Genomic DNA, 23503 nt, shown 5'->3' with positions numbered 1-23503 from the left:
TCAATAAAATTATATTTACTATATTGAGAAGTTGTTTAAAAATAACACAGTTTTTATTAAGAATCAACTACTAAATAATTTATAATTATTCAGCTATGGAAAATACAAAAGAAGAAAAAAAGATTTTTTTTACAGAGAATAAAAATCATACACAGCTTATAGAACTTTACAATCAATTCAATTATTTTGCAAAAGATAATGGAATGACTTTAAAAATAGATGAGGTAGGTCATGCGATTTCTGAAATGAAAGTTTTAGAAAAACATCAAAGTGCGCCTAATCATTGTCATGGAGGAGTAATTGCTGGATTGATGGATGCAACTCTTGGAGGTTCTGCATTGAGTTATGCTTTTTCACAAGGAAAATTATGTGCAACAGTAGAGTTCAAAATTAATTATTTTCTTCCTGTCAAACTTCACGACGAGCTTATCGCAGAAGCAAACCTAGAACACACAGGAAACCGTCTAGTTCATACTGTTTGTGATATAAAAAATAAAAAAACAGGAAAAATAGTAGCCAAAGGAATTGGAACATTCAATCTTTATCCTATGAACAAACAGACTTTTGAATAAAGTTAGAAGTTAGATTTCAGAAGTTAGAGATAATAAAAATAATTACTAGGAAAATTGTATAGAAAAACCCTAAAATTATACATTAATTTTAGGGTTTAATTTTTATGAAAATAAATTCATTGAATTCTGCCGTTGTTGGTGTCTCCACCAACGACATGAAATATATATCTACGCTTCTTGTGAAGTCTTATTTGTTTTCTTTTTGAAACGATTAGCTACTTTCAAATCTTTCATTCCATTTGACCAATCGTAAAAACCAGTACCTGATTTTGCGCCTTTATGTCCTGCATTTACCATATTTACTAAAAGTGGACAAGGAGCATATTTTGGATTTCCAAAACCTTCAAATAATACTTCCAAAATAGAACGACACACATCAAGACCAATAAAATCAGCTAATTGAAGAGGTCCCATAGGGTGAGACATTCCCAATTTCATAACGGTATCAATTTCTTCTACACCTGCAACACCTTCATAAAGTGCATAAATTGCTTCATTTATCATTGGCATCAAGATACGATTCGATACAAAACCTGGGTAATCACTTACCTCAACAGGAATTTTGCCTAAGTTTTTAGACATTTCCATAATTCTATCTGTGATTTCGTCAGAAGTAGAATAGCCACGAATAACCTCAACAAGTTTCATGACAGGAACAGGATTCATAAAGTGCATTCCGATTACTTTTTCTGGTCTTTGTGTTGCACCAGCAATACGAGTAATAGAAATAGATGAAGTATTTGTCGCCAAAATAGTTTTTTCATCACATACTTTATCCAAATTCTCAAATATCTTGAGTTTGATTTCCATGTTTTCTGTGGCTGCCTCTACTACCAAATCTACACCTTTTACGCCTTCTTCAATACTTGTAAAAGTAGTAATTCTTTTCAGAGTAGCTATTTTTTCTTCTTCTGTCAAGATGCCTTTATTTACCTGACGATCAAGATTTTTTCCTATTGTATGTAAGCCTTTTGTAAGAGCATTCTCAGAAATATCAATAAAAGATACTTGATAATTGTTTTGAGCAAAAACGTGAGCAATTCCGTTGCCCATAGTTCCTGCACCAATGACTGCAATATGATTCATATTTGTAAAGTTTGTTTCAGTTTATAATTACTGGTTGAATAAGTATTATTTATACTATCTATTCTACAAAGATAACTTTTAAAGTCTAAAATTAAGAATTTGGTAACACTGTCTTTTATGAAAATAAATAGTGAATAGCTATTTTACGTTTTTTTGTATCTTTACCCAAACAGAAAACAAAAAGAAATGTCATTAAATACAAATAAAGCCAATCATTTACCAACCAAAGAAGAATTAATAGAAAGAATCAATGCTATAGATAATCCTTCTGAACTTTTACGTTTGCGTGTTTTTTTTGATGATGAAAATATCAATGAACAAGAAACACAAGAAGGTGTAGATGAGTATAGTAAAATGATTGATGAGGTTTTGGCAATTTATAAACAGAAAGATGAACCTCTTTTAATACGTCAAGAGCTTCCATCTATAAGTAAATTACAGATTTTTGAAAATCGTTTTGCTCCTCTGATGTTTTGGTTTAGTATTCTGATGCTCATGTTAATGGGTTTTATTATTATGTTTAGCTTTTCTCCTCAAGCAAGAGAACTAGTTACACCATGGGTATTATGGCAGATGACTATTTTGTATGGAATTTTAATGGTAGTTCCCTTGGCTGAATTGCTTTATGTTATCCATCTCAAAAATAAAGAAGGACTAAAGGTTTCTATTAATCAACTCGTATTTAGAACTATTGCAATTCCTCTTATGCCTTTACGTATGGGAGCAAGGCGTTTGTCGGATAATGATTGGCTCTGGATTCCGTTTTGGAAGTGGAGTAAATGCAATGACATACTTTTAGAGGAATTGAAGACAAAGTTTAGTATGCCCATGATTGGAATTGCTCTTCTGATTATTCCTATTCTGTTTATTGATTTGAATAAAACAGTTGGTGAACAGGTAGCTGCTCGTGTGCCTGATATTAGTTTGTATTTAGAAGCTGTACAGGCTTTTATTTGGATTGCTTTTACTTTCGAATTTATCTTAATGTTTTCAGTTACTCGTGATAAACTGGATTATTGTAAAGCCAATTGGATTGATTTGTTTATTATTTTGTTGCCCTTAGTTTCCTTTTTACGAACTTTTAGAGCTATTCAAGGACTAGCAAGAGTGAATCAAGTTGCTAGAGCTTATCGTTTTAAGGGGGTAATTACAAAAGTGAGAGAGGCTTTGGTTTTGGCTGATATGGTACAAAGAATAATGTACCCAAACCCCGAAACACAACTGAGAGCTTTACAAAAGAAGATTCAGAAAAACAGAAGAGAAAAAATTCATTTAGAGAAGCAAGTAGAAATGGCAGTAAGAAGAATTAAAAAATACAGAGAGAAACGAAAATTTAAAAATGAGCAAAAAGCACAGAAAAAAAAGCAAAAGCAAAATATATAGAATTCTCTAATTTCAGATAAATAAAAAAGCCTTAAATTCAAAACTTAAATTAAGACTTTTTGTGATTTTGTAAGATTTTACTCATACCAAGTTTATGAGTTAATGGCTTCTAAAACAGAATCTTTATATTGAATATCAAGATTATGAAATTCTCCATTTGGATGATTTTTTGCTAATTCTGCTCGCCCAGCTTTTACAGCAAGAGCAAACCAAGTAATAGATGGAAGAAGTTTACGATGCTTTTTCAAACCATAAAGTTTTGACATGTCTGTTTTCCATTCTGTGAAATACCATTCCATAGAAGGCTGATGAAATGCTTTTAAAGCTCTTTTGTCAAAAACAAAGTTTTGTGGGCGATATTTGGCTACATAATTTGATATCTCTGTAAATAAAATTTTAAAATCCTCTTGTGGCATATATTCGTGAACTGCTTCACATACCATTGTATTCGCTTTTGGAATCCAATAAAGATTAGCAATTTCATTTTGTTGTAGAATTTCTACCTCATAAGGCAATTCTAGATATTCATTTGTTGTTTGCATTGCTGGCATAATTGTAAAAATTGAAAGTAAAAAAATAGTAGATGAAAAAATGAATTTTATTAGGCATTCTATATCATATCTAAGATGAGAAGGGTTTTGTTTGAGTTATTTTAGAATAAAGTGAGATTTTTTGATGAAAAGCAATCAAATTAGAAAGTCATAAAAATTGAAATAAAAACGACATTAAAACAAAAAACAAATTTATCTTATCCTTTTTAGTAGTTTCCACGTATAACAAACTAAACAACGTACATCCTGAACGGTTTCGGTAAATCATTCATTTTTTGTATCTTGAATTCAAACTCAAAACTATTTAAATTCATAAATAGATTTTAAGAAAAAATACTTTAAACTAACATTATTTTTACCTTTTCACATACTAACTAAATTAAAGAAATTATGAATATCATGAAAGCCGTCAAAGTAGCCGTTTTAGTAGTTGTAGCTATTGTTGCTATCAAAATTATTATAGGATTTGTATTAGGAACGTTATTTACAACTGTTATTACTGGAGCTATAATTATTGGAGGAATTTATCTTCTTTATAGTGTTTTTAAATCTTAACTTTTATTAGGATTTGCTTCAAAAATACTATAAATTATATTTTCAAATTGTTAAAAACCTTATAAGCTAGTCTTGTTAAGGTTTTTTTATTGTATTTTTATGAAAAAATAAATAAAAATATTTCCTTCTGATATTAATTGAGCATATTATCATAACTAGAACTTATAAAATTTTGAAAAATTTGATTTATACTATTTTATCCAAAAAACGAATAGTTTTTTTGTCGTTTTTATTTACTTTATTTCTTTTAGTAAATTTTTCAGCTTCTGCTACACATATTGTAGGGGGAGAGTTAGAGTTTGTCCATGTTAGAGGAGATGTTTATCGTATCGGGATGGTAAAATATTTTGATGCTGTAAATGGAAACCCAGGTGCAATTGGGAATACAGCAACTATAGGTATTTTTTCTAAAAAAGATAACAGATTAGTTTTACAACTAGATATTCCTTTGATTTCTGACTCTCCTGTTCCTTACACTAATCCAGATTGTGCTATTGGTAATCTTTTGGTTAGACGAATCTATTATGCACGAGAAATTTCACTTAATAGAAATAACTTCAATGAACAAGAAGGGTATTATATGGTCTGGGAACGTTGTTGTAGAAATAACATTATCAGTAATATTATTTCTCCTGAAACCGCAGGACTAACTATGTATTTAGAATTTCCTGCTTTAATAGACAGAACAGGAAGATCATTTATCAATTCTGAACCACAGATTTTTCCACCACTTAGTGATTATGTGTGTGTAAATCAGCCTTTTTTCTTTGATTTTAGTGGTACAGATCCAGATGGAGATGAGTTGCGTTATCGCCTTACTGTTCCAATAAATGGTAGTAGTACATTTAATGACCCACGCCCTATAATACCAACTTCTGCTCCTTACTCAACTGTACAATTTGCACCAGGGATAAGCCTAAGTAATATGGTACCAGGGAGTGTTCCATTGCGAATAGGTCAAGATGGAATTCTTTCGCTTACAGCTTCTCAAACAGGACTTTTTGTGTTTGCAATTGCAGTAGAAGAGTATAGAAATGGAATAAAAATAGGAGAAGTAAGAAGAGATTATCAACTTTTAGTGCTTGATTGTCCGACAGCCACAAAGCCAAATGTAGCTTTCAAAGCTAATGCAAAACCTAATCGTTATGTAGAGGGAACTACAATTATTCTTGACGCAAATGAAGATAAATGTGGAAGTCTTTTCGTTACAGATTCTGACCCAAATACGGTAATTACTGCACGAGTAAAACCAATTAATTTTACAGATGCAAGTGGAATTTTATTACAAAATGGTGGAAATATCAGTGGACAAGGTGATGAACTTTCATTGAATGTTTGTTTTCCTGAATGTCCTCTTGATCCAAATGACCTTACAAAACCTTATATCATGGACTTTATTGTCTTAGATAATAGCTGTGCTGTTCCTCTTTTGGATACAGTACGTGTAAATGTACTTATTCGCAATCCTCCAAATGACCCTCCTACTTTTGTTACCGATGCTACTTTTGACCCAGTAACAAATTGTTATATAAAAGAAGTAATGGTAGGTCAGCAATTAACAATTAATACAACTGCTGACGATCCAAATGGAGATCCATTGAATATTGCTGTAACAGGTCTGCCAGCAGGAGCTAGTTTTACAGGAGCAACACAAGGAAACCCTATTTTGAGAGGGCAAGTTCTTTGGAATCCTAATTGTAATGTTTTAGCTCCTAATGAAACTGAAAAAACATTTGATGTTAGCTTTACTACAACAGATACTCGTAAATGTGATAATGTTCAGTCAGTAGAAACATGTTTGAAAATCAAAGTGTTAGCAGATACTACTCAAAACCGTGCACCAATTATTAATACAAATCTTGTTTTTGATGCTCTCACAAATCAATATGTATATGATAGCGTTTTTGTTGGAGACATAATTGATTTTAATACATTAGCTACTGACCCTGACGGAGATAGTATGAGTATTGCTTTTGTTCCTCAAAATTTTACTCGTAGTGGAAGAAATATTAATTATTCTCCTTTACAAGGAGTAGGAAGCATAAATTCGGATTTTTTATGGCAGACAAGTTGTGAAGATTTAGATAATCCACTTAATCCACAAACGTTTATAATGGACTTCAATGTAACCGACTATGATGCTTGTGGACTTGCCGATTCAACAGACCAAACAACAGTGCGTGTTGTTTTGCTTCCTCGTCCAAATATAAAACCTACTATTCGTGCCTCTATTGTCTACGATTCTACACGTATGGCATATTGTGATACCCTTACTTTAGGAGATTCTTATAGATTTACTCTTACAGGTAATGACCCAAATGGTGATAGTATTCAGATTACAGGAAATGGTGTAGGATTTAATTTTGCAGACTATCAGATGCAGTTTACACCAGTAGAAGGAAGACCAATACTAACCACTGATTTTGTATGGAATACAAACTGTGAACAAACTAATATTCCAATAGGAGTTCCAATAAATTTGAAATTCAGAGTAAAGGATTTTAATGAATGTGAAAATTCATTAAGTGAAGAGATTGATGTAAAACTAGTTGTTCTTCCTCCAGACCCAAATAATACTGCACCAGAAGCAAGACCAGAAATAACTACTTTTGATATTATTGAACAGGTTTTTGTAGATACTGTTTTTGTAGGAGATGCTATTTCTTTTGATGTTTTGGGACTTGATGCTCAAAATGATAGTGTTCTTTTGTATGCACAAGGAGTGGGTTTTGAGCTTTCAGATTTTAATATGACTTTCCCAGAGGTGAGTGGTTTTGCTCCTATTCAAAGTACATTTGATTGGCAAACGCTATGTGAATATTTGGGAGATAATCCAGTATCAAATCCAAGAAGAGAATTTTTGATTGATTTTATTATTAAAGATTTCAATGATTGTCAAGAGTCTTTAGGTGATACAGTTAGAGTAAAGTTGATTCTATTATATGATAGAAAACCAAATAATGCACCTGAAGTTTCTGCAAATCTAACTTTTGATGCTACTCAAAATTTATATATTCGTTCCGTTCGTGTAGATGAATTTGTTCGTTTTAATGTAACAGGAGAAGATATTGATAATAATGTCCTGTCTTTAGAAGGAAGTGGAATCGGATTTAATTTTGCTGATTTGAATATGAATTTTGAAAATGTATTTGGTTTGCCAACTCTTACAAGTGAGTTTACATGGCAGCCTTCATGCTCAAATCTTGGTTTTCAGAATGCAGATACCTCTTATTTTGCTGAGTTTATTGTTACAGATATTGCCAACTGTGATATTATTTATACAGATACTATCAAAGTTCGTTTTGATTTGACTGTTGATCCAACAAACACGCCTCCTACTTTAGAGTTACAAAATGTAGATTCTACATCTAATCCAAATGAGTATGTTATTCGTACAGAAATAGGACAGGAAATAATTATTCCTTCACTTGCTAATGATGTTGATGGAGATAGACTTTCGCTTTCTGCTCGTGGTGTTGGTTTTATACTTTCAGATTTGGGAATGCAGTATGAAAATAAAGAAGGTTTTCCTACTCTTCAAAGTGATTTTTCTTGGACTCCAAGCTGTGATGTACTAGATGGAGAGTTTAGTAAAGAATTTAAAGTGATCTTTACAGCTTCAGATACTACTCGTTGTGGTTTGCGTGCTTCTACTCCAAAAATTCTGACAATTATTGTAGAAGATGCAACTGTAAATCTTGATTTTACACCTGCTAATGTCTTTACACCAAATAATGACGGAAAAAATGATACATTCTATATTCCAAATCTTCCAGAAGATGATTGTAATGACCAATTTCAACGTGTAGAAATTTATAATCGTTGGGGAACATTACTCTTCGAAAGTAAAGACCGTAATTTTGAGTGGGACGGAAAAAATGCTTCATCAGGTCAGTATTATTTCTTAATCAAATACAGAAACAAGACTTATAAAAACTGGCTTACTATTTTGAGAGATTAAGAGCTATTTAAACCCTAAGAGTCTTTAAGACCCTTAGGGTTTTTACATTTATTTGAATTATGCTTTAATTGGATTATTACTTTTATAAAAAAGTAAACCCAACGAAAAAATAAATAAAATATGTAAATACCACGCTTGAGTAAGAAGGTCAAGATAATTTATTTGTCCATCGCTCAAACTAATTAAAAGTAAAACCTGTGCTCCATAAGGCAAAAGTCCTTGAACAATACAAGCAAAAATATCTAACAAAGAAGCTGTTATTCTTGGCTCTATTTCATAATTATCATTTAATGATTTGGCTATTTTTCCAGAAATCAAAATAGAAACTGTATTGTTTGCAATACAAAAATTAACGGCACTTACTAAAGTAGCCACTCCAATTAAAGCTGTGTGCTGATTTTTGATGAATTTACTGATTTTCTCTAAAATAAACTGTATTCCTCCCCCTTTTTCTACCATTGCAGCTAGTCCACCAGTAAGTAAAGAAAGATAAAATATTTCGCTCATTCCTTCAAAACCTTTGTAGGTTGTTTTACTAAATCCAATTATATCAAAACTATTCAAGTATAATCCCATCAGTCCAGAAAGAACAACACCTAAAAATAAAACAACAAAGACATTCATTCCTACCAAAGATAAAACAATAACTACAACATAAGGAATTATCAAAATCCAAGAAACAGATTTAGAAACAAAAGTGGAAGTCGAATCTATTTCTAAAGAAAATCCATACACAGTCAGAATAATAACTGTTACTAAAGCAGCAGGAAAAGCAACTTTAAAATTAGTTCTCATCTTGTCTTTCATCTCACAACCTAAAGATTGGGTAGCTGCAATAGTTGTATCGGAAATAACAGAAAGATTATCTCCAAACATTGCTCCTGTCAATAAAGCAGCACCCATAATTGAAACAGAAATCCCACTTTGTTCTGCTAGAGCCATCGTAACCGAACCCAATGCTACAATTGCACCCACAGAAGTACCTGCTGACAACGACAAAAAAGCTGCTATCAAAAATATTCCGACAGGATAATAACTTGGAGAAATATAGTTGATTCCTAAATTGACGACAGCATCAACACTTCCAGTTGCTTTTGTGATTGTTGAAAATGCACCTGCTAAAAGGTAAATGATACACATGGTCAAGATTTTTTCATCACCACAACCTCTTAAAAAGGTATCCATGTTTTCCTTGAAAGGAATTCTGAGCAAAACAAAGGCTACAAAAATGCCTAAACAAACAGCAATAGGAGAAGGAAGAGCATAAAAATCATTGAAATAAATCCCTGCGCCTAAAAATGTACCTACAAAAACAAATAAAGGAATAAGTGCAATCCAGTTTGAAGTAGGTATAAAATTTTCAGAAAGAGAATTAGAAGATTCTGTAGTAGAAGTTACTTTTTTCATAGAAATTATTGGTTAATTGTAAAAATTATCAATAATCTCTTTTACTCTGTTTTGGTAGAGAAAAAAGCATAAAAAGCAGTCAGATAACCACCTTATTGAATTAGTTAGATTACTAAGGCGTTTTTTTTCCGAAGGTATAAATTTTATAAAAAAAAGTATATCGGCTTATCGATTGCAGCACCTTGCTTACGCATGCAGGTTGCTATCCTTTTCTAAACTCAAGTTGAAGTAAAGAAAAGAGATTCTTGATAATTGAGCTGCAAAGGTAAGAGTTATTTTTAGAAATTAAACAAAGAGAACTCTTAAAAATGATGAAATATTTAATAAGGATAGAATCGTATTTTTTTGATTTAGAAATGTTATTTTTGTTTTATAGAATATTTTACCAAAAATATAAAGAAAGCAGAACCTAATCTTTGAAAAAATGAAAAATATAATCTATATACTTTATTCATTTCTATTGTTTCTCATGTGCTGCAATTCTGAGACAAAAATAGTTGAGCAACATAATGACCAAAATATATTGGATAGTCTAAATAAGGTAAAGAAATTAGACAGTCTAAATTTAGCTACTCAGATGAGTATTGAAGATTATTTAGAAAATATACCACAGAAAAACAGTCAGAACGAAAGCGAACTTGAAGAGTTAGAATTAGGTGATACTTCATTTCAAATTCCAAATAGCAAAAGGTTTGATGTAGATAATGTTCACATAGCTAGAAAATTTTTACTCACAAATAAAGGAAAAGATATTTTTGAAAATAAATTAAACAGAAAAATTCTGTTTATGCCAAAAGAGCATAAAAATGCTCAATTAGTAAACAGTTATAATAATGTTTTGCTACAAACTATCCATAAATCTTTTGATGAACATTGCCCTTTGGTTCTTTCGCCTGATATTATTTGGCTTGCCATTACACAAGGTGCTTCTATTCATATTAATGAAAAGTTTGATTCTTTAGAGAAAGTTATCTTCAAGAAAAATAAACCTAAGAAGTTAGTAATCAGAAATGATAGTTTAGAGTATGACGGAAGACATTGGCAAGACTTAGTTTCTTCTTTATCTAATGAAACTACAAAATATACCAATTCAGATTTTTATTCTTTTTTTGTTCCTAAATTTTCAACTACAACTCCCACACAAACTACAGCTTATCAAGTAACTTTACTCAATTCTTACAAAAAAGCCTTTGAATATGTAGGAGAAAGTGGTTGTGGTATTCCATATATCACAGTTACAGGAACAAAAGAAGATTGGGAGTTGATTTATTCAAGACTAAAAGAATTAGATAAATTAGGATTAAAATATTGGAGGGTAGAACTAGAACCTATTATTCAAGAATTTATAAATGTCTTTGATGATAAAACAAATACCATTTTTTGGCAAGACATCTATAAAAACATGGAAGGTTATGGAGCTGATTATAGTTCGGGTTGGATTATAAAATTCTTTCCTTATATACTTTCTCTTGGGGAAACTGTATCTACTGATGAAGAAACGTATATACGAAAAATAGAAAAGATTTTTATAAAAAATAAGTTTTTAGAAGGAAATAATTATCTACTTTCAACTCTGTCCACAGATGTTTTCCCATCTAGCATAGTAGAAATTGATATAACTTGGAATAATCATTTTAAAAATGAAACACAAAAACTAAAGCTTTATGCAGGTTTTTTTGCTATCAAGCAATATCCAGATAAATCTTTAGAGCCTGTGATTTCTTGGGCTTTATGTGAGAAAAAAGCAAGATTTTCTGACCACGAGCTAAAATATTCATATAGAGATGAAAAAATGGTACATTACCCTAATTGGAGTCCGTTTATAGTGGATAGTATGACAAATTCGGCTATCTATAATCATAGGAGATTTAAGAATAGCATTGAAAGTATAGAATTTGTCAAGCAGAAAATTAAAAGTGATTTGGAAGAAAAATTTAATCTTTCAAAAGATACTGTTTCTTTTGTTGTTTTATTAAATGGAAAAGTAGAAAATATAAAATTTACAGGAACGAAAGAAGCCAAAAATCAAATCGAAGAAACATTGAAAAATCTTGATGAAGAATGGTTTCCTGCTATTGTAAAAGCTGGAAGAATGGCTAGAACATCAGAACAAAGAAATTTAAGAGTAAAAGCCAATAGCAAAGTAATTATTCCACTCAATTAAAATGAAAAAATAGATGAATTTTGTAATCGTTTTTATCTAAACAACAATAAAAAGATTCTCTACTGAAGAGAAATTTATAATACTATATATTCCTTTACTTTTGGTAAAAGTTGAGTTGATTTATCAAATTTTCCATTGCTGTTTAAAAGATACATTTTTTTGACTTTCTCTGTCAAATCGACAATTTTTTTAATATTCTCATTATATTCGTTTATCATGTTTCGACTTACTCCAATTTGAATGCTACGAATATTTAATTTTGATCCTCGTAATGTTCGCTCTGGATCCCATTGAACCAAAATTTGAGCATCTTTTATATTTCCTTCCGACTTACTAGCATCTGTATCTACAGCTAGTTCAAGACATTTATCCCAAAAATCTCTTTTTAGATGAATTTCTAATATTCTTTCTTGATTGGGTTTGTTTGCCCAGTTACTGCGTTCCATGAGCCATAAAAAAGAAGGTTTTATCCATGTCATTCTATGAAATGAAAACTCGCTTCCAAACTTTTGTAATTCAATCGCTTGATTAGCAATGTTATCATTGAAGGCTTGATAGACAATGATTGTGTCTTTATCAAAAGTAGCACGAATTGTTTTGTAGTTATTGATATGGCTCATTTTCTGAAGTTTTAGAATAAATTAGTTTTTTATCAAAACTCTAATTCATTGTTTTTAATTCAGAAAATATCAAAAAAATCCTTTATTCAGTCTTGGAAAAGAAAAAATAAAGGATTTGATAAAAGAATTCTATTTACAACAACTATTTAACTTGCGCTCCTGTATTGACCATTTTTTCAGGACTTACAAAGACAAGTTTTCCTTTTTCATTTTCGGCTAAAAGAATCATTCCTTGAGAAACTATTCCTCTCATTTTTCGTGGTGCAAGATTGGCAAGCCAACACACTTGTTTTCCAATTATTTCTTCTGGTGAAAAATGTTCTGCAATTCCACTAGCTACAGTTACCTCTTGCTCACCTACTTCCAAAGTGATTTTCAAAAGTTTATCTGCTTTCTTTATCGGTTCTGCATTTTTGATGGTTGCAACACGAATATCAATTTTAGAAAAATCATCAAACTGAATTTCAGGTTGAATTTCTGCAATCGGACTTACTTCAGCATTTTCTTCTTTCTGTTCTTTTAATTCTTGCATTTTTCTAGCCTTATTATCTTCTAATTTTTTGACTTGACTTTCTACCAATTCGTCTTCTATTTTTTCAAAAAGTAGAGTTGCTTTATTTATTTTTCCTTTTATTAAGTCAAGTTTTCCTGCTAAATTCCAAATTGAACCGTTTTCATTTTCTAGTTTTAAGTTCAACATTTGAGCAATTTTATCAGAAGTTTCAGGTAAAAACGGACGCATCAAAATAGATAAATTAGCTGTTAGTTCTGCACTAATTTTCATAATTTGTTCTACTCGTTGTGGTTCTGTTTTTTGAAGTTTCCAAGGCTCTGTTGTGGCAAGATATTTATTTCCAATTCGTGCCAGTTCCATTACTTCATATAATCCTTCTCTAAAATTAAAGCCCTCTAAATTCTGACTTACTTTTTGAGTCTGAATTTTTATCCCTTCTAAAGTTTCTTTATCAAAATCAGTTAGATTTTGTTCAGTTGATAAATCTATACTTGGAACAGTTCCTTCATAATATTTATTTATCAAAACCACAGTACGATTAACAAAATTTCCAAGTGTATCTACAAGTTCATTATTAATTCTTGATTGATAAACTGCCCATGTAAACTCACTGTCTTTTGTTTCTGGAGCAATAGAAGTCAAAACATAACGCAGCTCATCTTTTTTGGTAGGAAATTCTTCTACATATTCATTGAGCCAAACAGCCCATTCTCTTGATGTAGAAATTTTATCGCCTTCCAAATTCAAAAAGTTGTTGGCAGGAACATTTTCAGGTAAAATATAATCGCCATGTTCTTTAAGAATGATAGGAAAAATCAGACAGTGAAAAACAATATTATCTTTTCCTATAAAATGAATAAGACGAGAGTTTTCAGATTCGTCTTGTTGCTTTAACCAATATTTCTCCCATTTATTCTCTTCTCCTTGATTTTTTGCCCACTGTTTGGTTGCCGAAACATAACCAATAGGAGCATCAAGCCAAACATAAAGCACTTTTCCTTTTGCGTCTGGAAGAGGAACAGGAATTCCCCAATCTAAATCTCTTGTCATCGAACGCTCGTGCAAACCCTGCTCTATCCAAGACTTACATTGACCATAAACACTTGTACGCCAAAGGTCTTTTTTGTCTTCCAAAATCCATTCTCTAAGCCAAGTATCATAATTTTGTAAAGGCAAAAACCAATGAGAAGTAGATTTCAAGACAGGTTTTTCGCCACTCAATGCTGATTTTGGATTGATTAATTCTGTAGGACTCAATGTAGAACCACATTTTTCACATTGGTCTCCAAAGGCATTATCATTCTGACAATTCGGACATGTTCCTACAATATATCTATCAGCCAAAAACTGCTCAAATTTTTCATCATAAAACTGTTCGTTGGTCTGCTTTGTAAAAACATCCTTTTCGTAAAGAGTAGTAAAAAATTCTTGGGCTGTTTCTTTATGTACTTCAGTCGATGTGCGATGATAAATATCAAATTCTATCCCAAAATCTTTAAATGAGTTTTTGAGAAGAGTATCGTATTTATCAATAATTTCTTTTGGTGTAATTCCTTCTTTTTTGGCTCTAAGCGTAATTGCTGCACCATGTTCATCACTTCCACATACAAAAACAACATCATGATTTTTCATTCGGAGATAACGCACATATGTATCTGCTGGCAAATATGCGCCTGCAATGTGTCCGATATGAAGTCCACCGTTGGCATACGGAAGAGCAGCCGTAACAGTAGTTCGTTTGAAATCTTGTGATGTTTTTATAGAAGTCGACATAGATATATTTTTAGAACTGAAAAATCAGTTTAACAAGTGGCAATTTGAATTACTATAGATTAATCTACAAAAATAGGAAAAATGTAAACCGAATAATATTTTAAGTATAAAAACTTTAAGATTTTTGAGGAAAATATGATTTCATGTACTTTAATTTGATGAAAATCAATTTATATACAACTAAAATGTCACTTTTTTTAAAATAAATATAACTATAAAAAGTACTTGTATAACTAAACCATTGTTTTTTGTTTTTTTTTGAAATAAATAAAAATAGCGCATCAATTTTGTCAAATAGATTTTATGCTTACTAAAAGCATACTCTTAATTACTCAAACTTATTTAATTTTATTTAATTCAGACACTTATGAAAACTATTTTTTCTTTCATGTTTGCGACGATGTTATTTTTTGCTTTGCAATCAAATGCTTCGGCTCAACAATACTTTACTTATGATGGAGATACATTCTCTGTACTTCTAAAAGCTAATAGTGCAAATACGCAAGTAATGGAAGTGAGTTTTTCTGATAAAGGAGAATGGCATAAATTTAATATCATTGATTTTCAAGATTTAGAAAGCACAGGGGAAGGTGGATTTCTCTATACAGTAAAAGATGGAAAAGGCGATAAGTATCATGTTGATTATTACCGTTCTCAAGACTACATTATTGTATATTCTAATGATTATGAAACTCAATGGACTCTTTACAGAAGATAAGTTATTTGTCTCAAAAATAAATTTGAAAGCATCTATCACTAATTTGGTAGATGTTTTTTTTGTTTGTGTAAAATTATGAGATAATTTGTTTTTATAGTTGTAAATTTTGATTTGTATCTGTTTTGTAGAATTTAATTTTAAAGGGATTTTTTATGAAAAATTTATGTTTTTTTAAATAAAGTAAAAAAAAAGATTAAAATAGCACACTGTTTGTAAATAATTTCATGTGCTTAATTTACTAATATTACTACAATCTTAAATTTAAAAAGTATGAAAACTCTTTTTTCTTTCATGTTTGCAGCGACCTTATTTTTCGCTATCCAATCAGAAGCAGCAGCTCAAAAATATTTCACTTATGATGGTGATGTATTTTCTGTACAACTCAAAACTAATAGTGCCAATACTCAAGTAATGGAAGTTTTCTTTTCTAGTAAAGGAGAATGGCATAAATTTGATATTATTGATTTCCATGACTTAGAAGATACTCACGAAGGAGGTTTTCTTTATACAGTGAAAGATGGTAAAGGAGATACGTATGACGTAGATTATTACCGTAATCAAGACTATATTATCGTTTATGCAAGTGACCATAGTACAAGTTGGAAACTTTACAAAAGATAAGAATCTGATTTAAAAATATTCAAAAACACCTATCAATTATCTGATTAGGTGTTTTTTTGTGGAAAATAGTTTAGCAAACGATATATATAGAAACACAGGCATTTACTTTTGCGCAAACTACCATATAGCAAAATGAAATTCAGCAAACTGCTTTAGTAAAAATAATTAAATTTAAACTTTAAAGAATATGAAAAAGTGGTAATGATACAACCATTGAAATTGAATGACTGATTTTTTTAGTAATTTTGTAATTAATCAAAAATTAATATTCATTACTCAAAAACAAATCTATGTTAGTACAAATGCCAACTGGTGGAATGGACATCGCCAATATTTTAATGATTGTCGGTATGGTAGCTGTCTTTTATTTCTTTTTGTTACGTCCACAACAACAACAACGCAAAAAACAAAAAACATTTTTAGAGTCTTTAGCTAGAGAAATGAAAATAGTTACGACAGGTGGTTTACACGGAAAAATAATTGATGTAAGCGAAGCAACTGTAACAGTAGAAATAGACAAAGGAGTTCGTATCAAATTAGATAAAACAGCTATTGCTTACGAGTCTGGAGTAGTTGCTGAAACTAAAAAATAAATATTCAATTACTATTATTAAAAATCAAATGAAAAAAATAAATTTATTTTTCGTCTTTGTTTTGTTTTTTGCTCTTTTATCTGCGTGTAAAAAAGACGATGAAAAAGAACCGACAGCAAAGGAGAATTTAGTTGGTAAAACATGGGTAATAACGGAAGTAGATTCTGATATATCATCTACTTTTGGAACTTTACCTCCAGAACTGACAAACGATTTTAATCCAACAGAAGGTTTAGAGGGACAAACAATTATTTTTAATGAAAATGGAACTTTTCTAGTAGGAGAAGATGATAATCAACAACAAGGAAACTGGACACTTTCAGAAAATGGGCAGACACTTACTTTTAGTGGTTTGGCAGAAGGAGATTTGACAGAATTTGTAGATGCTCAAACACTTGCTAATTTACAAACATTTGAAGTGACTACTCTTAATAACTCAAAACTAGCTATTCAAAATAATACAAATGTTGCTCTCCCTGAAGAGATAACAGAACAAATAACAGGGTTTCCAATTCCGATAACCCTGATTGTAAAACTGAATATTACTTTTGATAAACAATAAGTTTTATAAAAAATTATAAACAAAATTAGTTGACAAAAGGCTTTAAAAATCATAAAGACAAACTTTCAAGTTATATTGAAAATTTGTATTTTTGTCTGATTATCAAGAATATAAGAATCAAAATTTAATTCAAAAAAATAAAAAATATATGGCATTAGTAGCAGATACTCCACAAGTTCTAGGTTTCGAACTTACTGAAGAACAAGCAGAAGTACAAAAAGCAGCAAGAGATTTTGCACAAACTCAGCTTTGGGATGGCGTTATTGAACGTGATAACGAACAAAAATTTCCTACTGAACAAGTCAAACAAATGGGTGAACTTGGTTTTATGGGAATGATGGTAAGTCCAGAGTATGGAGGAAGTGGAATGGATACTGTTTCTTATATTTTGGCTATTGAAGAAATTTCAAAAGTAGATGCTTCGGCTTCTGTTTGTATGTCTGTAAACAACTCACTTGTTTGTTGGGCATTGGAAAAATACGGAACAGAAGAGCAAAAACAAAAATTCTTAAAGCCACTTGCATCAGGAGAGAAAATCGGAGCTTTCTGTCTTTCTGAACCAGAAGCAGGTAGTGATGCTACTTCACAGCGCACAACAGCAGAAGATAAAGGTGACCATTATTTGTTAAATGGAACAAAAAACTGGATTACAAATGGTAAAACAGCTTCTATTTATTTAGTAATGGCTCAAACTGATGTAGATAAAAAACACAAAGGAATTAACTGTGTAATTGTTGAGCGTGGGATGGACGGTTTTGTAGTTGGTAAAAAAGAAGACAAAATGGGAATTCGTGGTTCTGATACACATTCTTTGATGTTTACAGATGTAAAAATTCCTAAAGAAAATCGTTTAGGTTCTGACGGACAAGGTTTCAATATTGCTATGGCTACTTTGAATGGTGGACGTATTGGCATTGCTGCACAAGCTGTAGGAATTGCTGGTGGTGCTTTAGAATTAGCCTTGAAATACTCAAAAGAAAGAAAAACATTTGGTAAAGAAATCCACAAACACCAAGCAATTGCTTTTAAATTGGCTGATATGGCTACAAAAGTAGAAGCTGCTCGTTTGCTTTGTTTGAAGGCTGCTCAAATTAAAGATGCAGGTGGAGATTATTCTCTTTCAGGTGCAATGGCAAAACTCTATGCTTCAAAAATTGCTATGGAAGTAACTTCTGATGCTATTCAGATTCACGGTGGATATGGTTATGTAAAAGAATATCATGTAGAAAGAATGCTTCGTGATGCAAAAATTACAGAAATCTATGAAGGAACTACTGAAATTCAGAAAATTGTAATTTCAAGACATATTTTGAAAGACTAATTTCAAACCCTTGTTGATGGCTACATTTGAGCCTCAACGACGGTTCTGTATTTCATATAAAACAAGAAAACAGATATATAAAATTATGTATCTGTTTTTTTTATAGTTTACGCTTATATAAAACTATGAAAAAGATTAAAAAATATCTCAAAAAAATAATGCTTATTTCTTTTCTTCTCATTTTGGGAGTAATAGGAAGTATAATTATAGCTGATTATCTGGTTGTTTCCAAAACAGAAAGTAGCCTTTTTGAAAATGTAACAATGATTCCCACACGAAAAGTAGGTGTTGTTTTGGGAACAAGAAAAATTTTACCAAATGGATATATAAACAATTATTTCACGTATAGAATTGATGCAACAGTTTCACTTTATAGGTCTGGCAAAATAAAATATATTATTGTTAGTGGCGATAATAGTACAAAAGAGTACAACGAACCTGAAGACATGAAAAATGCCCTGATTGCAAAAGGAATTCCAGAGGATAGAATTTTTATGGATTTTGCAGGTTTCCGAACGTTAGATTCTGTTGTAAGGGCGAGAGAAATTTTTGGACAAAGTTCATTTACTGTTATTTCTCAAAAATTCCATAATCAAAGAGCTATTTATTTGGCACATTTGGAGGGAATGGAAGTTATTGGTTTCAATGCAAAAGATGTAAGTATAAAGTACGGAATCAAAACACAAATTAGAGAAAAACTTGCTCGTGTGAAAGTATTTGTAGATTATCTAACAGGAAAAGAACCCAAATTTTTAGGCGAAAAAATAATTATTCCATAAAACAGGCTATTTCAAAACATTTTTTACTACTTTTACGTAATACATACCAAACAGTCGGTTTATTTATTTCAAATAGAAAATTAATGAACATACAAACAGCAATAGAAAAGGTAAAATCAAATCCAAAAGTCATTTTCTTGATTGATGGAATAGGTGCTTTAGTTACTTCGCTTTCTTTATTCGGAATAGGTTTTTGGTTGAGTGATTATTTCGGAATGCCTAAAAATATTCTTTACATTTTATCAAGTATTGTTGCATTTTATGCTTTTTATTCTCTTTCTTGTTACTTTTTCTTATTTGATAAGTTAGGAAAAACGGACAAAAACTGGCAATCATTTTTGAAAGTCATCATTACAGCAAATATTTTATATTGTACTGTGATGCCATTTTTAATGCTGTTTCATTATGAAGGCTTGACTGTTTTGGGAATGAGTTATTTTATCTTTGAGATATTTGTAATTCTAGTTTTAGTAGTTTTTGAGATAAAAGTAGCATCCAACTAAAAATCCTCAACGACACTTTTAAGCTCGTTGACGGTTAAATTAAACTTATGACAAAAAATTCTACAAAAGAGGCTATTTTAGCTATTTCATTTCGTGTCTTTTTAGAAAAAGGGTACAAAAATGCTACACTTACCGAACTTGTAAAGGCTTCTAAAGTATCAAAAGGAGCATTTTATCATTATTTTAAAAGTAAAGAAGAATTATTTGATGCAGCTATTGATAAATACTTTTTTGCACTTGCTTCACCTGTTATTGATTTTGAACCTTCTGAAAATCAAACTTTTTTAGAGAATATTCAAAATTATTTAACTCAAAAACAACAAGTTGTAAGAAAAGTAGCAGAAGAACTATCTCTTACTCTCAATGCTAATTATTTGAATGTTCTTTTGGAGGCAATGCAGCTTTTTGAACATCATAAAAAACGTTCTCTAGCTCTTTTGGATAAAGAATTAATCATCTATCAAAAAATAATACAGATTGCTCAATCAAAAAATGAAGTCAAGCCAAATTTAGATGCTGTTTTACTTTCCAAACAATTCTATTTTATGCTTGATGGATTCGAACTACATACACTTATTTTATCCGATTTGAATGCCAAAAGTTATGCAGAAGTAAATCAACTTTTTGAGCAGTTTTATCAATTAATTAAAGTTTGATAATCTAACAGCTAACCGTCGTTGAGGCGTTGCCGTCAACGAGGTTTTTATTTTTAAGTTTTACCTACCGACTGTTCGGTTTTTAATTTTTATATATAATGATTACAGTTCAAAACCTTACTTATTCTTATCCTAAAGCTGAAAAACCGACTGTAAAAGAGGTTAGTTTTGAAGTAGTGGAAGGCGAAATTTTTGGTTTTCTAGGACCAAGTGGTGCAGGAAAAAGCACTACTCAAAAAATTCTGACCAAACTATTAAAAAATTATGAAGGAAATATTTTTATAAAAACTCAAAGTCAAACTCACAATCCAGATAAGGAGCTTAGAGAATGGAAAAACGAGTATTACAATCAAATAGGTGTTGGTTTTGAACTTCCTAATCACTACTCAAAACTTTCAGCTTTAGAGAACTTACAATTTTTTGCTTCATTTTATGAACTTGATAAACAAAATATCAATCAAAAATTAATGCAGCTTTTAGAAAGTGTTGGACTAGGAAAAGATGCAAAAAAGAAAGTTCAAGACTTTTCGAAGGGAATGAAAATGCGACTCAATTTTGTGCGTGCGTTGATTCACAATCCACCTATTTTGTTTTTAGATGAACCCACTTCTGGACTTGACCCTGTTAATGGAAAAATTATAAAAGATATTATCTTGAATCTAAAAAAAGAAGGCAAAACGATTATTCTCACAACACATCACATGAACGATGCTGAGCAACTTTGTGATAGAGTGGCATTTATGGTAGAAGGACAAATTCCACTTATAGATTCTCCAAAAAACTTAAAAGAAAAATACGGAAAACGGATATTAAAAGTAGAATATTCTCAAAATGACAAATCAGAAAGACAAAATGAGCTTTTTGAGTTAGAAAACCTAGGACAAAATGAAGGATTTCAAAAGCTAATTCAGCAAAATTATATTCAATCAATGCACTCTCAAGAGGCTACTTTGGAAGATATTTTTATTGAAGTTACAGGCAAAAAACTGATTTAAAATTGTGTAAGCAAATTAAAGACAGACTGAAAGGCTGTCATACTATTATGAAAAAAATACTCAAAATAACACTGTGGGAACTCATTTTACAAGCTCGTCAGCATATACTTACTGTCGTGGGAATTATTACACTTATTTATAGTTTGATTTTTGTTTTTTTTGATGAATTTCCTACTAAATTTATCATTTTACTTATCAGCACTGATCCTACGATGTTAGGGTTTTTATTTATTGGTGTTTTGATACTTTTTGAAAAAGGCTCAAAAACTATAGAAGCTGTAGTAATTACACCTATTAAAAAGTCAGAATATTTACTGGCTAAAATTATTTCTCTTACAGGAATTGCACTTTTGTCTAGTTTGATAATGGCTTTTACAAGTCAAAAAGAATTTAACTTTTTTATTTTGAGTTTGGCTGTTTTACTTTCTTCAGCTCAATTTCTTTTAATTGGTTTTTTGGGAGTTGTTCGTATCAAAACGATTAATCAATATTTATTTACGTTTCCATTTTTGATTTCGCCTTTGATGTTGCCACTCTTAAATTTTTTTGAAATTACTGATTCAATTTTTCTTTATATTTTTCCATTTCAAGCCTGTCTATTACTTTTTCAAGCTGCTTTTGAGCCTATTTTGGTTTGGCAATGGATTTATGCACTTATTTATTTGCCATTTAGTACGATTGGTTTTTACTTACTTGCTCTAAAATTTTATGATAAATATTTGATTCAGAATTGAGAAAATTATCAAAATAATAAACTATGAAACCCATTACTTTTCTTCATTTATTGAAAAATGATATAACCAATATTTTAAGAGATAAAACTCTTTTGATGATGCTTGTTTTGCCACTTTTAATGATTTTTGGTTTGAAAGCTAGTTTGTCTGCTCTAAATGAATTACTTCCTTTGCTTCCAAATTATTATTCTCTTTTACTGGCTATTTTAGCTACCACATCAGCCCTATTGGGAGGTTATATTATTGCCTTTGTGATGCTTGATGAAAAAGATGAAAATGTTTTTACAGTAATTCGTGTGATGCCTTTTTCTATATCTTTATTTATGGCTTATCGCCTTTTATTGGCTGGTTTTTGGGCATTTTGTTTTGCTTTCTTGACTTTTCTAGTTTTAGATATTCAGAATTATTCTTTATCAGAAAAGCTACTTTATAGTATTTTTTGCTCTCAAACATCTCTTGTTGCTCTGCTTTTTATAGTTACATTTGCAAACAATAAAATTGAAGGAATTACTTTTATTAAGGGTATAAATTTTTTCTCTGTTCTTCCTGCTTTAGCTTTTTTTATTGATTCTTCATGGAAACATATTTTCAGTGTTTTTCCTTTTTACTGGACATATAGAGCAATACAAGAGCCTAATTTTTTATGGATTTTAATTTCTATTTTTAGTCATTTTATAGTTTTCTTGGTGGGATATTATTTGTTTTTGAGAAAAATAGAGTAGATTTAATTTTGCTTACAAAATCAAAAAGGTAGTAATCTGAATTAGATAAACTAATCCAGATTACTACCTAAATAAATTTGTTTTGTCTTTATTTTTCTAAATTTATTTCATTCTTTTGAAGCTATATGACATATTGTAAGCTAAATCATAAGCTCTTTGATTGTCTTTCTTCCACCAAATTATAGCATAAAAATTAGTGTCACTTTCTGGGTCTATAAAGCCAATAACCCAAAAAAGCCAAGTTGGGTGTCTTGCTGTCGAACAACGAATCCAATATCCATCATATCCACCACTTTTATATGCACCCTCTGAGATAGCACGATAACCTTTTTCATTGGCAATCTTTTGAACCATACCTTTAGAGGTTGCCGAATAATCTTTGAAAGGATACATTTCTAACCAAGTCAGATTGTCGCCTGATTCGAAAGCTGTTCCACTACTTTGTTTGATTTCATGTGTACTTGGAATAGAAAACTGAACCCCATAACTATCCCAGTTGTAGAGTGTTGTTTGAGCTTCTACTTGATGAATTGAAAAACTAAAAAGTAGTACAAATAGAAAAGAACTAATGATTGATATAGAAATGAATTTTTGCATAGTAGTAGTTTTTGATAAGTGTATAAGTAATTTAATGAAGACAATTACACACTTTAAGCCATTATCAATTTTTAATTAAAAAAAGTTAAGATAATACTATAAAAACTTTATACAAT

The 23503-nt window shown here is 30.6% G+C and carries 22 protein-coding genes; 16 read left to right on the top strand and 6 right to left on the bottom strand.

Annotated features, from left to right (window positions below):
* The first annotated feature begins 95 nt into the window (after positions 1-95).
* Positions 96-572, top strand: coding sequence for a PaaI family thioesterase (locus V9L04_RS07245; RefSeq protein ID WP_338793420.1), 477 nt, complete (start codon positions 96-98; stop codon positions 570-572).
* A 168-nt stretch (positions 573-740) separates the two neighbouring features.
* Here the strand turns inward: V9L04_RS07245 and V9L04_RS07240 are convergent, their stop codons facing one another.
* Positions 741-1658 (bottom strand): 3-hydroxybutyryl-CoA dehydrogenase, encoded by a 918-nt coding sequence (locus tag V9L04_RS07240; protein ID WP_338793419.1) that lies wholly within the window; start codon positions 1656-1658, stop codon positions 741-743.
* A 186-nt stretch (positions 1659-1844) separates the two neighbouring features.
* Here V9L04_RS07240 and V9L04_RS07235 point away from each other — a divergent pair, with 186 nt between their 5' ends.
* Positions 1845-3041: a hypothetical protein gene (locus tag V9L04_RS07235; RefSeq protein WP_338793418.1), complete on the top strand. Its 1197-nt coding sequence runs from the start codon at positions 1845-1847 to the stop codon at positions 3039-3041.
* Between the two features lie 92 nt (positions 3042-3133).
* Here the strand turns inward: V9L04_RS07235 and V9L04_RS07230 are convergent, their stop codons facing one another.
* Positions 3134-3583 carry a hypothetical protein gene (locus tag V9L04_RS07230; RefSeq protein WP_338793417.1) on the bottom strand — a complete coding sequence of 150 codons (450 nt, stop codon included), beginning with the start codon at positions 3581-3583 and terminating at the stop codon, positions 3134-3136.
* Positions 3584-3982: 399 nt separating this feature from the next.
* On the opposite strand from V9L04_RS07230, the gene V9L04_RS07225 reads away from it, so the two are divergent.
* Positions 3983-4147 (top strand): hypothetical protein, encoded by a 165-nt coding sequence (locus V9L04_RS07225; protein WP_338793416.1) that lies wholly within the window; start codon positions 3983-3985, stop codon positions 4145-4147.
* A gap of 172 nt (positions 4148-4319) precedes the next feature.
* A complete protein-coding gene (locus V9L04_RS07220) occupies positions 4320-8108 on the top strand; it encodes a gliding motility-associated C-terminal domain-containing protein (RefSeq protein WP_338793415.1) in 3789 nt (1262 codons plus the stop codon).
* 57 nt (positions 8109-8165) lie between these two features.
* Here the strand turns inward: V9L04_RS07220 and V9L04_RS07215 are convergent, their stop codons facing one another.
* Positions 8166-9515: a Na+/H+ antiporter NhaC family protein gene (locus tag V9L04_RS07215; RefSeq protein WP_338793414.1), complete on the bottom strand. Its 1350-nt coding sequence runs from the start codon at positions 9513-9515 to the stop codon at positions 8166-8168.
* A 424-nt stretch (positions 9516-9939) separates the two neighbouring features.
* On the opposite strand from V9L04_RS07215, the gene V9L04_RS07210 reads away from it, so the two are divergent.
* Positions 9940-11679, top strand: coding sequence for a DUF4419 domain-containing protein (locus V9L04_RS07210; RefSeq protein WP_338793413.1), 1740 nt, complete (start codon positions 9940-9942; stop codon positions 11677-11679).
* A 74-nt stretch (positions 11680-11753) separates the two neighbouring features.
* Here V9L04_RS07210 and V9L04_RS07205 read toward each other — a convergent pair whose 3' ends face one another.
* On the bottom strand, positions 11754-12299 hold the full coding sequence (locus V9L04_RS07205; protein WP_338793412.1) for a DUF4291 domain-containing protein: 546 nt from the start codon (positions 12297-12299) through the stop codon (positions 11754-11756).
* Positions 12300-12441: 142 nt separating this feature from the next.
* Positions 12442-14586 (bottom strand): methionine--tRNA ligase, encoded by a 2145-nt coding sequence (gene metG, locus V9L04_RS07200; protein WP_338793411.1) that lies wholly within the window; start codon positions 14584-14586, stop codon positions 12442-12444.
* 367 nt (positions 14587-14953) lie between these two features.
* On the opposite strand from metG, the gene V9L04_RS07195 reads away from it, so the two are divergent.
* The 11 genes from V9L04_RS07195 (at position 14954) to V9L04_RS07145 (ending at position 22790) form a co-directional block, all read left to right on the top strand.
* Positions 14954-15304, top strand: coding sequence for a hypothetical protein (locus V9L04_RS07195; protein ID WP_338793410.1), 351 nt, complete (start codon positions 14954-14956; stop codon positions 15302-15304).
* Between the two features lie 270 nt (positions 15305-15574).
* Entirely contained in the window at positions 15575-15925 is a 351-nt protein-coding gene (locus V9L04_RS07190) for a hypothetical protein (protein WP_338793409.1), read from the top strand.
* Between the two features lie 290 nt (positions 15926-16215).
* The gene (gene yajC / locus V9L04_RS07185) at positions 16216-16518 is read left to right on the top strand and encodes a preprotein translocase subunit YajC (RefSeq protein ID WP_338793408.1); all 303 of its coding nucleotides are present in this window, start codon (positions 16216-16218) and stop codon (positions 16516-16518) included.
* Between the two features lie 28 nt (positions 16519-16546).
* Positions 16547-17080: a hypothetical protein gene (locus V9L04_RS07180; RefSeq protein ID WP_338793407.1), complete on the top strand. Its 534-nt coding sequence runs from the start codon at positions 16547-16549 to the stop codon at positions 17078-17080.
* A gap of 148 nt (positions 17081-17228) precedes the next feature.
* A complete protein-coding gene (locus V9L04_RS07175; RefSeq protein WP_338793406.1) occupies positions 17229-18401 on the top strand; it encodes an acyl-CoA dehydrogenase in 1173 nt (390 codons plus the stop codon).
* Positions 18402-18526: 125 nt separating this feature from the next.
* Positions 18527-19180 (top strand): ElyC/SanA/YdcF family protein, encoded by a 654-nt coding sequence (locus tag V9L04_RS07170; protein ID WP_338793405.1) that lies wholly within the window; start codon positions 18527-18529, stop codon positions 19178-19180.
* An 83-nt stretch (positions 19181-19263) separates the two neighbouring features.
* Positions 19264-19683, top strand: coding sequence for a hypothetical protein (locus tag V9L04_RS07165; protein ID WP_338793404.1), 420 nt, complete (start codon positions 19264-19266; stop codon positions 19681-19683).
* Between the two features lie 47 nt (positions 19684-19730).
* A complete protein-coding gene (locus tag V9L04_RS07160) occupies positions 19731-20339 on the top strand; it encodes a TetR/AcrR family transcriptional regulator (RefSeq protein WP_338793403.1) in 609 nt (202 codons plus the stop codon).
* 98 nt (positions 20340-20437) lie between these two features.
* Positions 20438-21334 carry an ABC transporter ATP-binding protein gene (locus tag V9L04_RS07155; protein ID WP_338793402.1) on the top strand — a complete coding sequence of 299 codons (897 nt, stop codon included), beginning with the start codon at positions 20438-20440 and terminating at the stop codon, positions 21332-21334.
* Positions 21335-21381: 47 nt separating this feature from the next.
* Positions 21382-22068 (top strand): hypothetical protein, encoded by a 687-nt coding sequence (locus tag V9L04_RS07150; protein WP_338793401.1) that lies wholly within the window; start codon positions 21382-21384, stop codon positions 22066-22068.
* A 23-nt stretch (positions 22069-22091) separates the two neighbouring features.
* Entirely contained in the window at positions 22092-22790 is a 699-nt protein-coding gene (locus V9L04_RS07145; RefSeq protein WP_338793400.1) for a hypothetical protein, read from the top strand.
* 102 nt (positions 22791-22892) lie between these two features.
* Here the strand turns inward: V9L04_RS07145 and V9L04_RS07140 are convergent, their stop codons facing one another.
* Positions 22893-23387: a hypothetical protein gene (locus V9L04_RS07140; protein ID WP_338793399.1), complete on the bottom strand. Its 495-nt coding sequence runs from the start codon at positions 23385-23387 to the stop codon at positions 22893-22895.
* Between the last annotated feature and the right edge of the window lie 116 nt (positions 23388-23503).

The sequence above is a fragment of the Bernardetia sp. MNP-M8 genome (assembly GCF_037126285.1).
Lineage (GTDB): Bacteria > Bacteroidota > Bacteroidia > Cytophagales > Bernardetiaceae > Bernardetia.
This window is presented reverse-complemented; position numbering and strand designations above follow the sequence as displayed.

What these genes read in the sequence shown, in the direction of transcription:
- V9L04_RS07245 (WP_338793420.1), top strand. Translation starts at nt 96, where the DNA reads ATGGAAAATACAAAAGAAGAAAAAAAGATTTTTTTTACAGAGAATAAA.
- V9L04_RS07240 (WP_338793419.1), bottom strand. Translation starts at nt 1,658, where the DNA reads ATGAATCATATTGCAGTCATTGGTGCAGGAACTATGGGCAACGGAATT.
- V9L04_RS07235 (WP_338793418.1), top strand. Translation starts at nt 1,845, where the DNA reads ATGTCATTAAATACAAATAAAGCCAATCATTTACCAACCAAAGAAGAA.
- V9L04_RS07230 (WP_338793417.1), bottom strand. Translation starts at nt 3,583, where the DNA reads ATGCAAACAACAAATGAATATCTAGAATTGCCTTATGAGGTAGAAATT.
- V9L04_RS07225 (WP_338793416.1), top strand. Translation starts at nt 3,983, where the DNA reads ATGAATATCATGAAAGCCGTCAAAGTAGCCGTTTTAGTAGTTGTAGCT.
- V9L04_RS07215 (WP_338793414.1), bottom strand. Translation starts at nt 9,515, where the DNA reads ATGAAAAAAGTAACTTCTACTACAGAATCTTCTAATTCTCTTTCTGAA.
- V9L04_RS07210 (WP_338793413.1), top strand. Translation starts at nt 9,940, where the DNA reads ATGAAAAATATAATCTATATACTTTATTCATTTCTATTGTTTCTCATG.
- V9L04_RS07205 (WP_338793412.1), bottom strand. Translation starts at nt 12,299, where the DNA reads ATGAGCCATATCAATAACTACAAAACAATTCGTGCTACTTTTGATAAA.
- metG (WP_338793411.1), bottom strand. Translation starts at nt 14,586, where the DNA reads ATGTCGACTTCTATAAAAACATCACAAGATTTCAAACGAACTACTGTT.
- V9L04_RS07195 (WP_338793410.1), top strand. Translation starts at nt 14,954, where the DNA reads ATGAAAACTATTTTTTCTTTCATGTTTGCGACGATGTTATTTTTTGCT.
- V9L04_RS07190 (WP_338793409.1), top strand. Translation starts at nt 15,575, where the DNA reads ATGAAAACTCTTTTTTCTTTCATGTTTGCAGCGACCTTATTTTTCGCT.
- yajC (WP_338793408.1), top strand. Translation starts at nt 16,216, where the DNA reads ATGTTAGTACAAATGCCAACTGGTGGAATGGACATCGCCAATATTTTA.
- V9L04_RS07180 (WP_338793407.1), top strand. Translation starts at nt 16,547, where the DNA reads ATGAAAAAAATAAATTTATTTTTCGTCTTTGTTTTGTTTTTTGCTCTT.
- V9L04_RS07175 (WP_338793406.1), top strand. Translation starts at nt 17,229, where the DNA reads ATGGCATTAGTAGCAGATACTCCACAAGTTCTAGGTTTCGAACTTACT.
- V9L04_RS07170 (WP_338793405.1), top strand. Translation starts at nt 18,527, where the DNA reads ATGAAAAAGATTAAAAAATATCTCAAAAAAATAATGCTTATTTCTTTT.
- V9L04_RS07165 (WP_338793404.1), top strand. Translation starts at nt 19,264, where the DNA reads ATGAACATACAAACAGCAATAGAAAAGGTAAAATCAAATCCAAAAGTC.
- V9L04_RS07160 (WP_338793403.1), top strand. Translation starts at nt 19,731, where the DNA reads ATGACAAAAAATTCTACAAAAGAGGCTATTTTAGCTATTTCATTTCGT.
- V9L04_RS07155 (WP_338793402.1), top strand. Translation starts at nt 20,438, where the DNA reads ATGATTACAGTTCAAAACCTTACTTATTCTTATCCTAAAGCTGAAAAA.
- V9L04_RS07150 (WP_338793401.1), top strand. Translation starts at nt 21,382, where the DNA reads ATGAAAAAAATACTCAAAATAACACTGTGGGAACTCATTTTACAAGCT.
- V9L04_RS07145 (WP_338793400.1), top strand. Translation starts at nt 22,092, where the DNA reads ATGAAACCCATTACTTTTCTTCATTTATTGAAAAATGATATAACCAAT.
- V9L04_RS07140 (WP_338793399.1), bottom strand. Translation starts at nt 23,387, where the DNA reads ATGCAAAAATTCATTTCTATATCAATCATTAGTTCTTTTCTATTTGTA.